This is a genomic window from Aggregatibacter sp. HMT-949 (assembly GCF_041734645.1).
Classification (GTDB): domain Bacteria; phylum Pseudomonadota; class Gammaproteobacteria; order Enterobacterales; family Pasteurellaceae; genus Rodentibacter.
Genome location: NZ_CP162010.1, coordinates 204,406 through 216,461, shown reverse-complemented (window position 1 = coordinate 216,461; position 12,056 = coordinate 204,406). Strand labels below are relative to the sequence as shown.

General features: G+C 44.8%; 11 protein-coding genes and 2 tRNA genes. 7 read left to right on the top strand and 6 right to left on the bottom strand.

What is annotated here, in order from left to right:
• Nucleotides 1–333: 333 nt before the first annotated feature.
• The 3 genes from AB3F25_RS01165 to AB3F25_RS01155 all read right to left on the bottom strand — a co-directional run bounded on the left by AB3F25_RS01165 (nt 334) and on the right by AB3F25_RS01155 (nt 2,047).
• Entirely contained in the window at nt 334–1,350 is a 1,017-nt protein-coding gene (locus AB3F25_RS01165; RefSeq protein WP_373603703.1) for an ABC transporter substrate-binding protein, read from the bottom strand.
• 491 nt (nt 1,351–1,841) lie between these two features.
• Nucleotides 1,842–1,918 (bottom strand) — tRNA-Arg (locus AB3F25_RS01160).
• A 52-nt stretch (nt 1,919–1,970) separates the two neighbouring features.
• A tRNA-Pro gene (locus AB3F25_RS01155) sits at nt 1,971–2,047 on the bottom strand.
• Between the two features lie 164 nt (nt 2,048–2,211).
• On the opposite strand from AB3F25_RS01155, the gene folD reads away from it, so the two are divergent.
• Complete coding sequence (gene folD / locus AB3F25_RS01150; RefSeq protein WP_373603702.1) at nt 2,212–3,069, top strand: bifunctional methylenetetrahydrofolate dehydrogenase/methenyltetrahydrofolate cyclohydrolase FolD; 858 nt, start codon at nt 2,212–2,214, stop codon at nt 3,067–3,069.
• A 110-nt stretch (nt 3,070–3,179) separates the two neighbouring features.
• Here folD and AB3F25_RS01145 read toward each other — a convergent pair whose 3' ends face one another.
• From AB3F25_RS01145 to AB3F25_RS01135, 3 genes are all read right to left on the bottom strand, one after another.
• A complete protein-coding gene (locus AB3F25_RS01145; protein ID WP_373603701.1) occupies nt 3,180–4,601 on the bottom strand; it encodes a sucrose-specific PTS transporter subunit IIBC in 1,422 nt (473 codons plus the stop codon).
• A 274-nt stretch (nt 4,602–4,875) separates the two neighbouring features.
• Nucleotides 4,876–5,913, bottom strand: coding sequence for a phosphoribosylformylglycinamidine cyclo-ligase (gene purM / locus AB3F25_RS01140; protein WP_373603700.1), 1,038 nt, complete (start codon nt 5,911–5,913; stop codon nt 4,876–4,878).
• 142 nt (nt 5,914–6,055) lie between these two features.
• Nucleotides 6,056–6,343, bottom strand: a complete 288-nt coding sequence (locus tag AB3F25_RS01135) for a YfcZ/YiiS family protein (RefSeq protein ID WP_373603699.1) — start codon at nt 6,341–6,343, stop codon at nt 6,056–6,058.
• Nucleotides 6,344–6,538: 195 nt separating this feature from the next.
• On the opposite strand from AB3F25_RS01135, the gene AB3F25_RS01130 reads away from it, so the two are divergent.
• The 6 genes from AB3F25_RS01130 (at nt 6,539) to AB3F25_RS01105 (ending at nt 12,049) form a co-directional block, all read left to right on the top strand.
• Complete coding sequence (locus AB3F25_RS01130) at nt 6,539–7,819, top strand: outer membrane protein transport protein (RefSeq protein ID WP_373603698.1); 1,281 nt, start codon at nt 6,539–6,541, stop codon at nt 7,817–7,819.
• A gap of 99 nt (nt 7,820–7,918) precedes the next feature.
• The gene (locus tag AB3F25_RS01125) at nt 7,919–8,458 is read left to right on the top strand and encodes a methylated-DNA--[protein]-cysteine S-methyltransferase (protein ID WP_373603697.1); all 540 of its coding nucleotides are present in this window, start codon (nt 7,919–7,921) and stop codon (nt 8,456–8,458) included.
• On the top strand, nt 8,455–9,117 hold the full coding sequence (mutH, locus tag AB3F25_RS01120) for a DNA mismatch repair endonuclease MutH (RefSeq protein ID WP_373603696.1): 663 nt from the start codon (nt 8,455–8,457) through the stop codon (nt 9,115–9,117). Before AB3F25_RS01125 ends, mutH begins: the two co-directional genes overlap by 4 nt.
• A 444-nt stretch (nt 9,118–9,561) precedes the next feature.
• The gene (gene aroK, locus AB3F25_RS01115; RefSeq protein WP_373603695.1) at nt 9,562–10,104 is read left to right on the top strand and encodes a shikimate kinase AroK; all 543 of its coding nucleotides are present in this window, start codon (nt 9,562–9,564) and stop codon (nt 10,102–10,104) included.
• A gap of 9 nt (nt 10,105–10,113) precedes the next feature.
• The gene (aroB, locus tag AB3F25_RS01110) at nt 10,114–11,202 is read left to right on the top strand and encodes a 3-dehydroquinate synthase (protein WP_373603694.1); all 1,089 of its coding nucleotides are present in this window, start codon (nt 10,114–10,116) and stop codon (nt 11,200–11,202) included.
• Between the two features lies 1 nt (nt 11,203).
• Complete coding sequence (locus AB3F25_RS01105) at nt 11,204–12,049, top strand: Dam family site-specific DNA-(adenine-N6)-methyltransferase (protein WP_373603693.1); 846 nt, start codon at nt 11,204–11,206, stop codon at nt 12,047–12,049.
• Nucleotides 12,050–12,056 lie beyond the last annotated feature (7 nt).

The following is a 12,056-nucleotide window of genomic DNA, read 5'->3' as shown; positions in this document are numbered from 1 at the left end:
GATATTCGTGCATTTACTACATAATGGCGACTTTTAAGCCAAAGCGTGTTGAATTTAACTGCGCTTTACTTAGCGCAAATAAGCCACAGATTAATCCTACCTTTTTATATTAAATGATTATTTTATGAATCGAATTACGCGACACCAACCATTACGGAAGTCGCCTTAATAATTGCAATACGCCTTTACCGACTTCCAAACCCAATTCTTTTACGGAATCAATAGAGATAGTTGACGGAACCAGTTTCGATTGAAGTAATTTTCATAATTCCCTCTTAATTATGCTGAGGTAAAAACCCGGGCACTATAATAGGAATTTTCTAAAGAACAATACTACTTAACGGGTGGTAAGGCATCTAAAATCCGCTTGGCATTTTCTTTCGTTAGTTCATAGTTGTAGTACTTTTTATAAAATGCCTGTGTTTTTTCTATCATATCCAAATCTTTAAATAAAGCAGGGTGGAAAATTTGAGCAGCCCATAAAACTTGTAATGCTTCTTCTGCGCTGTAACGATCCCACATAAATGTTCCGATCGGATTTACAAAAACTCGCCCGTTTTTAACCGCACTTATAGTTTGCCAAGCCGGATTTTGTTTAATTTCCGTCACTGCCCGCGCAGCATTTCCTCCGCCTATAGTAATCACATCGGGATTGGCTTTGATAATTTCTTCCAGCCCGACATCAACAGCATTTTCCAATTCCGGGAATGCCGGACGAGCACCACCTTTACGTTGCCAATCGCCGATAATAGTTTTCCCGCCATCAATGGTCGTCAAGCTTTCACCGCCTGTAATATGCACGGCCAATGGTTTATCATTTTCCGCCAAACCTTTCGTGCGTTCAGCAACAAACGCAATATTTTCATCTAATTCTTTAATATAGTTTTCTGCAATCGCAGGAGCATTTTCACCGATAATCTCTGCAGTGAGCCACACGGTTTTCTTTAAGCCTTCAAAATCATGGAAAATTGCCAGCACACCTTTAAGCTTTGCTCGATTAAGTTCTTCCACCATCATTGGTGTTGGCACAATCACTACATCAGGATGAGAGCCTAGCAATTCTTCCGTTTGCAAATTTCGTCCACTCCCCATAGCCGTGACGTTTTTAATATTAGGATAAACTTCCGCAAACCACGGGTTGCTCTGAATATAACTGGTTGTTGCCACTACTTTATCCATCCCACCCAATAACAGCACAATTTGGTTATTGGCATTCCACAAATCTGCAATCCGCGTGACATTATCAGCGATATCAATTTGATTGCCTGCCACATCAGTAATTGTTTTTGCCTGTAAATTGACAGATAAAACCAAGCTTAATAATGCAGTTTTAGTGTATCTTTTCCACATAATTTATCCTTATTATTAGATTAATCATATTTTAAAGGCTCATTATATCGATATTATCTAGCAGTTGTACAAAGATTTAATCTATTATTTTTTTCCTATATTTCCTTATTTTTAAATAGTAATGGAAGAAAAATAATATCATCTCTATTTGCTATTCTTGCTTAAGTGTTTTTAACTTCCAATGGCTCGTGTCATCTATTAAATATTTTTCCACTAATGATTTATTCACTAATAGTTTAATTTATAGCAATTGTTTGTGATTGTTTACACGGTAATACTTCCTCAATCTTTTGGCTGTTTAATTTTATAGCCTGATATGTAATATCTTTCACATTTAACTATTTTGATAGTGTTTGTTTAAGGATATGAACTATCAATTATTGAGGTTAAATTTGAAAAAGGGGATTTCTTAATTATGCAAAAATCCACACCGATCATAAAAGATCGCAGACTAAAAGAAACTTCCGATAACAATTAACGATTTGACAAAATGGCACGCCCTAAAGGATTCGAACCTTTGACCCACGCCTTAGAAGGGCGTTGCTCTATCCAGCTGAGCTAAGGGCGCATTTCAAGGGATACATCTTTTTGTAGAGATTTCGAGGGAAATATAAAAGAAGTGGTCGGCGAGATAGGATTTGAACCTACGACCCACTGGTCCCAAACCAGTTGCGCTACCAAGCTGCGCTACTCGCCGATAAACGCGCTCAATTATAGTGCGGTTTATCCTTCAGTCAATGAATTTTTGTTATTTTATCGATCGACTGGTTAAAATTATTTCAATTTTAGATTTGCTTTTGTAAATAACGATGTTGTCGGCTAGAATAGCAAACGTTTACGTTTCATCATTAAGGATTCCCAATGACAGCAAAAATTATCTCCGGCAGCGCTCTTTCCAAGCAAATTAAAGCGGAAATCGCACTGCAAATTACCCAATATCGCAACGAAGGGAAACGCGCTCCGGGGCTTGCCGTCATTCTTGTAGGAGCGGATCCCGCCTCCCAGGTTTACGTAGCAAGCAAACGCCGCAGCTGTGAGGAAGTGGGAATTTTTTCAAAATCTTACGATTTGCCGGAAACCATGGAAGAGCACGCATTGCTTGCATTAATTGATGAACTCAATGCCGATGAAACGATCGATGGTATTTTAGTTCAACTTCCGTTGCCTAAACACATTCGTTCTGAAGCAGTGATTGAACGCATCAAACCGGAAAAAGATGTGGACGGTTTTCATCCTTACAATGTCGGGCGCCTATGCCAGCGTATTCCAACCTTGCGCGCCTGCACACCATACGGCGTAATGAAATTGTTAGAAACCACCGGCATCGATTTGCACGGCAAACACGCGGTGATTGTCGGCGCGTCCAATATCGTCGGTCGTCCAATGTCATTGGAATTATTGCTTGCGGGCGCAACCGTTACGGTAACCCATCGTTTCACCAAAGATTTAGAAAGCCACGTTCGCCAAGCGGATATTTTAGTCGTTGCGGTCGGTAAACCGCATTTAGTGCCGGGCGAATGGGTGAAACAAGGCGCTGTGGTGATTGATGTCGGCATTAATCGTATCGACGGTAAACTGGTCGGCGATATCGGCTTTGAAGCCGCCGAGCGCCGAGCGGCTTACATTACGCCGGTACCGGGCGGGGTCGGTCCGATGACGGTCGCAATGTTAATGAACAATACGCTTTACGCTTATCAACATAACTGCCATTCTGCCTAACAAAAAATGCGGTGAAGTTAATTTCACCGCATTTTTTATTGTCGCCGCTCTTGCTTCAAAATAGCACCGCATTGGAGGCGCTTCCAATGCGGTGCTGTAGGCAAAAGAGCTTACGCTTTTGCGTTCGCACGTTTTACCATCACGAAAGAAAGGCCAAACGCCACAGTAAAGGAAATCATCATACCGATGCTGTACATTGCCAAACTGTCCGGTTTGATGGACGGTACGCCGAGGAAGCCCGCCGCGCCTAAGGCAATAGCCTTAACATTAAAGAACGCGATAAACGCACTTGCCAAGCCCGAGCCGATCATCGCCGCAAAAAATGCTTGGCGATAACGTAAATTCACCCCGAACATTGCCGGCTCGGTAATACCGAGTAAGGCAGAAATACCGGAAGGCACCGCCAAACCGCGCACTTTCGGATCTTTTAACGCCAGCGCTACGCCCAAACAAGCTGCACCTTGCGCGATGTTGGACATCGCCGCGATCGGGAAAATGAAAGTTCCGCCGGTTTGCGCCATTTCAGCCAATAATTGGGTTTCCACCGCGATAAAAGTTTGGTGCATACCGGTAATTACGATCGGCGCGTAGAATGTTCCGAAAATCGCGCCGCCCACGAAACCTAAGGTGTCATATAACCAAGTTAAGCCCGTTGCAATTAATGAACCCGCTTCGCGACCAACTGGACCAATCACGGTAAACGCCAAAAAACCGGCAATAAACAACGAGAATAACGGTGTGACCAAGTTATCTAAATAAGACGGCACGAATTTGCGGAAGGTTTTTTCCAAGCTCGCCAGAACCCAAGCGGAAATAATGGTTGGGATGACGGTGCCTTGGTAACCGACCTTTTCGATTTCAAGGCCGAATACATTCCAGTATTGAATATTGCCTTCCATTAAGGTTTTCGCGTAGTTCCAACCATCGGCTAATGCCGGATGTACCAAAAGCATTCCCAATGCGGCGCCGAGAAACGGATTACCGCCGAATTTGCGAGTCGCGGAGAAACCAAGCAACACCGGCAAAAACACAAAAGGCGCATTCGCGATAGTGTTGATGAACTCGACCAAATCTGAAATCGCCGGATATTTCGTGACGACGGAATGTTCCTCCCAGAAGAATCCGACGGAAGTAAGCATGGAATGGATCCCCATTAACAAACCGCCCGCCACGATGGCAGGAATAATCGGGACGAAAATATCTGCCAACCCTTTTACTAGGCGTTGCAATAAGCCTTGATTACTTGCTGCCGCTTCCGCCACTTCCGCTTTGCTCACATCACCGATACCAAGTTGCTTGATGAGTTCTTCATGTACTTTATTTACCGTACCGGAACCAAAAATAATTTGGTACTGCCCCGCCACAGAAAATTGACCTTTCACGCCTTCAATAGCATCAATGCCTTCTTTGTCGACTTTGCTCTCGTCGTTTAACACCATACGTAAGCGCGTTGCGCAGTGAGCGGCCGTGGCAATATTGCCTTTACCGCCCAGTTTTTCAATTACTTGTTCGGCAATTTTAGGAAAGTTCATAGTTTCTCCTGTGTAAATAAAATAAGCCCGCCGATTTTAACGAAAACCCGTTGAACTCACCAGAAATAATTACTTCCCTTAGAATCGCCGGTGACCTTCGCCGGGAGCACCGCATTGAATTTGAAAGTCCCGATTTCAAACGTTTTGATTCCACTTATTAAGTGTCATTCAGGCAGCTAACGAACATCCGTTTAAATATGCAAGCAATAAAGAAGGGTAAAAAAATAAAAAAGAAAGGCGAACTTACATTCGCCTTATAAAAAAAGAGGAGTGATTATTGAATAACGACTTGTTCTTCGTCGTCGGCGGCCTGTTCAATACGGCCGATAAGCCAAGCTTTTTCGCCCGCTTGCTTTAATATTGCCAATGCGATTTCTACTTGATCTTGCGGCAACGCAATCACCATGCCGACACCGCAATTAAAAGTGCGGTACATTTCATGAGTGGAAATATTGCCTTGCTCTTGTAACCATTTAAAAATCGGTTGCCACGCCCAACTTTTTTCGTCGATCACGGCCTTGGTGTTTTTTGGCAACACGCGCGGAATATTTTCCCAGAAACCGCCACCGGTTAAGTGTGCGATGGCGTGCACGTTCACTTTTTTGATAAGGGATAAAACAGATTTCACATAAATTTTAGTCGGCGCCAACACTTGTTCGCTTAGCGGTTTACCGTCTAATTCGGCAGTCGCCGGATTGACACCGGACACCTCGATAACTTTACGAATTAAGGAATAGCCGTTCGAATGCGGTCCGCTGGAACCCAATGCAATTAATGCGTCGCCATTACGCACTTGACTGCCGTCAATAATTTCAGATTTTTCCACCACACCGACACAGAAACCGGCTAAATCATAATCGCCTTCGTGGTACATCCCCGGCATCTCCGCCGTTTCACCGCCCACCAACGCACAGCCTGATTGCACACAGCCCTCTGCGATGCTTTTAACCACGTCGGATGCGACCTCCACATCTAATTTACCGGTAGCGTAATAATCCAAGAAAAACAACGGTTCGGCGCCCTGTACCACTAAATCATTCACGCACATTGCGACCAAATCCACGCCGATGCTGTCATGTTTTTTCAAATCAATCGCCAAACGTAATTTGGTGCCGACGCCGTCTGTGCCGGAAACCAAAATTGGCTCTTTATATTTGCTCGGAATAGCGCACAAGGCGCCGAAACCGCCCAGTCCGCCGATGACTTCGGGACGCGTGGTACGTTTCACATGCGGTTTAATTCGTTCGACAAGTTCGTTGCCGGCGTTGATGTCCACGCCGGCATCTTTGTAACTTAATGATTGTTTGCTCACAATGTTTTCCTGTGTCAGTAAATAAAAATTGGCGCGAATTGTATCAGATCAGGCAAACGTTTGCGATGGAAAAATACGAGATGGAAAATACGATAAAAAAGACCGCATGAAAGCGGCCTAAATTCTGTTTTTGCGAAATTTTTTAGCGGTTCGCCAATTCAAAAATCATCGCTTCGGCTTGGCAACAAAAAGTAAAACGTGCTTTCAATTGAGCACCGCATTCGACGGCAATGATTTCGCCACTGATTTCACAAGGCTCGCTTTCGGTTCGGCGTGCTTTTTCGGTTAAACGTGCAAAGGCTTGTTCCGCGTCCGCTTGGCTTGGGAAAGTTTGATCCACGTTCACCGTACAATCGGAACCATCAATTATCGTACCAACATCCACGCAGCTACAAGTCAGCGATTCTTCTGCTTTGCATTTTACGCTCATAATTTGTCCTTATTTCGAAATAAAAATCGGCGCCATTTTAGCATTTTTAAAAACAAGTTTGAAATTCGCCGCATATTTCAAAAATATTGACTGGTCGGAACTCTAATAAAATAACAAAATGAATTTGCGCTCTAATTAATGGAGTTTTAGAATCGCGCGTCTTTTATTTTTTCGTATAAATAACAAAGGGTTCCAATGAAAAAATTTCACCGTTCTTTATTTGCAATAGCAATATTATTGGCTGCCGGTGGCGTAAATGCGGCAGCATTCCAATTAGCGGAAGTCTCGTCTTCCGGTTTGGGTCGCGCGTATGCCGGTGAGGCGGCAATCGCGGATAACGCAGCGGTGGTCGCGACCAACCCGGCGTTAATGAGCTTATTCGACACTAATCAATTCTCTGCGGGCGGCGTTTATGTGGATTCAAAAATCCGTATGGAAGGCCAGATCGCGCTTCAGGGCACCGCATTGAAAGCCGATGCGCACAAGAGCAGTGTCGTTCCCGGCTCATTTGTACCGAATATGTATTTTATTTCGCCAATCAACGATAAGTTTGCCGTCGGTGGCGGAATGAACGTTAACTTCGGTTTAAAAAGTGAATATGAAGATAATTATGCCGCCGGCATTTTTGGCGGAACAACGGATTTAACCGCGTTAAACCTGAATTTAAGCGGATCCTATCGCGTAACCGAACAATTTAGTGCCGGTTTGGGCATTAACGCCGTTTATGCAAAAGCTGAAGTGGAGCGCACAGCGGGATTTTTAGCGCCGCTGATGGGCGCTCCCGCGGGTACACCGTTGGTTCACTTGCAAGATAAAAACGCTTGGGGATTCGGTTGGAATGCGGGTTTAAGCTATCAAATTAATGAGCGTAATCGATTCGGTCTGGCCTATCATTCGCCGATCGATATTGACTTTAAAGATCATAACGCACTAAGTCGCGCCGCTGCACCGCATCGGGGTGGACAATTGACCGGCGTCGGCGAATTAACCTTGAAATTACCAAGCTATTGGGAATTTTCAGGATTCCATCAAATCACCGATAAATTGGCGTTGCATTATAGCTACAAATACACCGATTGGCATCGCTTCAAAGAGTTGCGTGGCACTTATCAAGACGGCGTAGACGCCTTCTATAAAGAGGAAAATTACCGTGCTAACTCGCGCATTGCATTCGGCGCGACTTATGCGCTAAACGATGCCTTAACTCTTCGTGCGGGGATTGCCTATGACGAAGCCGCTGCCACCGGAAAACACGCCAGCGCGTCCATTCCGGATACCGATAGAACTTGGTATAGTTTCGGTGCGACGTATAAATTTACGCCGGATCTTTCTATTGATGCCGGTTTCGCCCACTTACACGGCAAAAAGATTCAATTTACCGAAGAATCCAACTTCGCGGGCAGAAAAGTCGTTGCGCAATATCGTTCTAAATCCAGAGCCAACCTTTACGGCTTAAACTTGAATTATCGTTTCTAATTCGTTAAAAAATTTAGCATAATGAAGCACACGTCCATCGGATGTGTGCTTTTTTTATGATGCATTCATCCGCAAACTTTAATTCAAAACATTACAAAAATGACCGAATCTTACTACACTTATTGTCCCTCCCCCATTGGCGACTTGCTGATTTTGTCTGACGGCGAACATATCACTCACGTTGATTTCGAAAAAGAACAATACGCACCGAACCCAAAATGGATTAAACGAAATGACTTACCCCTTTTCCAAAAAGTACATTCGGCTTTTAAGCGTTATTTCGACGGCGAACCGGAAACCTTCGCGGATATTCCGCTGAAAACCGAGGGCACCGCATTCCAACAAGCCGTTTGGCAAGCATTGCGTGGCATCGGCTACGGCAAAATTTCCAGCTACGGCGAATTGGCCCAAATAATTGATAAGCCCAAAGCCGTGCGCGCAGTGGGCGGCGCAGTGGGCAGCAATCCGATCAGCATTATAATTCCGTGCCACCGCATTCTCGGCAAAGACAAAACCTTAACCGGTTTCGGCGGCGGCCTAGCGGCAAAACGTTTTTTATTACAACTGGAAAACATTCCTTACATCGATAAAGGCAGCGAAGACACAAAACCGCGCTTTTTCAAAAAATACACCCAATGACACCGCAAACTCTCGAACAACTCTTACAACGCGCGCAAGCCATTGCCGGGCTGACGCTCGGTGAGCTTGCCGACGAATTACATGTTGCCGTGCCGCCGGATTTAAAACGCCACAAGGGCTGGGTGGGTATGCTGTTGGAAACCGCATTAGGCGCGACCGCCGGCAGTAAAGCAGAACAAGATTTCGCTCATCTCGGCGTTGAACTCAAAACGTTACCGATTAACGAACAAGGCTTTCCGCTCGAAACGACCTTCGTCAGTCTTGCGCCGCTGGCTCAAAATTGCGGCGTACAATGGGAACATTCTCACGTTCGTCACAAACTTTCCCGCGTACTTTGGATGCCCGTTGAAGGCGGTCGTCACATTCCCTTACGCGAACGTCGCATTGGCGCGCCAATTTTATGGCAACCGAACGAAGAGCAAGAACGCCGCCTGAAACAGGATTGGGAAGAATTGATGGAATACATCACGCTGGGACGATTGACGCAAATTACCGCACGCATCGGCGAAGTCATGCAGCTAAGACCGAAAGGCGCCAACAGTCAAGCGATAACTAAAGGCATCGGGGCAAATGGGAACTTGGTAGAAACCTTGCCTTTGGGGTTTTATTTGAGGAAAGAATTTACCGCCGGCATTTTAGCGGATTTTTTAAAAAGTTAACGGATTCCTTTCGTCTGTTGTCGTCAACTTTTATGAACGCACATTCAATGCGGTGCTCTTTGGCAACCTCACGACTACAACACTTTCAATGCGGTGCTCTTCGGCAACCTCGCGATTACAACGCTTTCAATGCGGTGCTCTTCGGTAACCTCACGATTACAACACATTCAATGCGGTGCTTTTCGGCAACCTCACGATTACAACGCTTTCAATGCGGTGCTCTTCGGCAACTTCACAAGAATGTCGATAAGCGCTGTTTTATCCGTTTCCGGCGTATTGCTGAACTTGCTCGGGACAAAATAAATTCCTCTAAAAGGTTGAAAGAAAGAGGGGTTATTGCGATAATTGGCGGCATTTTTTAGGTGATCTTTTAGCGACCTTCACGGTCTTACTTTCACGTTTAAAAAGATCGATTTGAGTAAATTTATCGTTAGAAAAAGAACAATGGCTGAGAAACGTAATATTTTTTTAGTAGGCCCGATGGGCGCGGGAAAAAGCACGATTGGTCGTCAGTTGGCACAACAACTTAATATGGATTTTATCGATTCCGATGCGGTGATCGAAGAACGCGCCGGCGCGGATATTAGTTGGATTTTTGATTTGGAAGGTGAAGAAGGTTTTCGTAAGCGTGAAGAACGTATTATTAATGAACTGACCCAATTGCAAGGCATTGTGCTTTCCACCGGCGGCGGTGCGGTAATGTCGAAAGAAAACCGCAATTATTTATCCGCCCGTGGGATTGTGATTTATTTGCAAACCACCGTGGAGAAACAATTCCAACGTACTCAGCGCGACAAAAAACGCCCGCTTTTGCAAGGCGCGGAAGATCCGCGTCAAGTGCTGGAGAATTTAGCTAAAATTCGCAATCCTTTATACGAAGAAATCGCGGATATTACATTGCCGACCGATGAACAAAACGCTCGGGTAATGGTAAATCAAATCGTTGATTTAATTGATAATTTAAACGGATTAAACAATTCAATCTAAGGGTTAATCATGTTGTGCGTAAACGTAGAATTACAAGAGCGTCGTTATCCGATTTTAATCGGTAGCGGTTTGTTGCAAGATGAACGCAATTATCCGCTGAAGCAGGGCGACCGCGTGATGATCGTAAGCAACCCTACGGTCGCGCAGTTCTATTTGGATACGGTTACGCAAGCCCTTGAAAAACGCGGTTGCACGGTGGATCAGGTGTTATTGCCGGACGGCGAAAAGTACAAAACGCTTGAATCGTTAAATCTGATTTTCAGTGCACTGTTAAAAGGTAATCATGGGCGCGATACCACCATCGTCGCCCTTGGCGGCGGGGTGATCGGCGATGTGGCTGGCTTTGCCGCGGCGAGTTACCAACGTGGCGTACGCCTAATTCAAATTCCGACCACGTTACTTTCGCAAGTGGATTCTTCCGTCGGCGGTAAAACGGCGGTGAACCATGAATTCGGTAAAAACATGATTGGCGCGTTTTATCAACCGTCTATGGTATTAATTGACACCCTTACGCTTAAAACCTTGCCTAAACGGGAAGTCAATGCGGGGCTAGCTGAGGTGATCAAATACGGCGCGATTTTAGACGATGCATTTTTTACATGGCTGGAAAAGCATATTGATGAGCTTGTAGCGTTAGAACCACAGGCACTGCAACACTGCATCGCTCGTTGTTGCCAAATTAAAGCGGATGTAGTGGCGCGCGACGAAATGGAAAAAGGCGAACGTGCGTTGTTAAATTTAGGCCATACTTTTGGTCATGCTATCGAAACCCATCTTGGCTACGGCAACTGGTTGCACGGCGAAGCGGTAGCGGCCGGTATGATGATGGCAGCGGCGCTTTCCGCAGAATTGGGCAACATATCCGTTGCCGATGTTTCCCGTTTGGAAAAATTGTTGGCGCGCGCCAATTTGCCTACCATCTCGCCGGATACGATGCAACCGGAGGATTACTTGCCGCATATGATGCGCGATAAAAAAGTGCTTGCCGGCAAATTACGTCTGGTACTACTCAAATCGCTCGGTCAAGCTTATGTGGCAACAGACACCGCTAAAGATCTCGTCTTAAAAGCGATTCGTCGTTGCACTCAAACGGACTAAAATGCTACGTCCGAAAAAACAAACAAAGCCCAAAATTAAACATCGCCCGTTTTTAAAATGGGCGGGCGGTAAGTTCCGTTTAACGGACGATATTAACAAAACCTTTCCCAAGAAAAAACAATGTCTTATTGAGCCTTTTGTCGGGGCGGGAGCCGTGTTTCTCAATTCTAATTTCGAACGCTATATTTTGGCGGATATCAATCCCGACTTAATTAATCTGTTCAACATTGTGAAAGAAAACGTGGACGATTATATCGAAGCTTGCAAACCAATTTTCTTTGCTGAAGAGGCGAATTCGGCAGGTTATTATTATGCGAAACGGCAACAATTCAATGATTCCCAAGATCCCTTTGAACGTTCGGTACTTTTTCTCTATTTAAATCGTTTCGGCTTTAACGGATTATGTCGCTACAACAGCAAAAACGAATTTAACGTTCCTTTCGGTGCATATAAAACGCATTATTTTCCGGAAGATGAGTTGCGCTATTTTGCTCACAAAGCGCAAAACGCGGTATTTTTATGCGGAGATTTTCAGCAAACGTTCGAACTGGCGGATAAAAACTCGGTCATTTACTGCGATCCGCCTTATGCGCCGCTACAGCAAGACTCTAATTTTACGGGATATGCCGGTAACGAATTCGGTCTTGAACACCAACGCGTCTTAGCAGAATTGGCAAAGCGCGCTCAAAAAGAAAAACAAATTCCGGTTTTGATCTCCAATCACGACACCAAGTTCACACGCGGAATCTATAAAGATGCAAAATTAAAACGCGTAAAAGTGCAGCGTTCTATCAGCCAAAATTCAGAAAAGCGCATAAAAGTGAAAGAATTAATTGCAATTTTTTAAAGTATAA

Coding starts and splice junctions, on each gene's coding strand:
- AB3F25_RS01135 (WP_373603699.1), bottom strand. CDS start 6,343: ATGAGCGTAAAATGCAAAGCAGAAGAATCGCTGACTTGTAGCTGCGTG.
- AB3F25_RS01130 (WP_373603698.1), top strand. CDS start 6,539: ATGAAAAAATTTCACCGTTCTTTATTTGCAATAGCAATATTATTGGCT.
- AB3F25_RS01125 (WP_373603697.1), top strand. CDS start 7,919: ATGACCGAATCTTACTACACTTATTGTCCCTCCCCCATTGGCGACTTG.
- aroB (WP_373603694.1), top strand. CDS start 10,114: ATGTTGTGCGTAAACGTAGAATTACAAGAGCGTCGTTATCCGATTTTA.
- folD (WP_373603702.1), top strand. CDS start 2,212: ATGACAGCAAAAATTATCTCCGGCAGCGCTCTTTCCAAGCAAATTAAA.
- aroK (WP_373603695.1), top strand. CDS start 9,562: ATGGCTGAGAAACGTAATATTTTTTTAGTAGGCCCGATGGGCGCGGGA.
- mutH (WP_373603696.1), top strand. CDS start 8,455: ATGACACCGCAAACTCTCGAACAACTCTTACAACGCGCGCAAGCCATT.
- AB3F25_RS01165 (WP_373603703.1), bottom strand. CDS start 1,350: ATGTGGAAAAGATACACTAAAACTGCATTATTAAGCTTGGTTTTATCT.
- AB3F25_RS01145 (WP_373603701.1), bottom strand. CDS start 4,601: ATGAACTTTCCTAAAATTGCCGAACAAGTAATTGAAAAACTGGGCGGT.
- AB3F25_RS01105 (WP_373603693.1), top strand. CDS start 11,204: ATGCTACGTCCGAAAAAACAAACAAAGCCCAAAATTAAACATCGCCCG.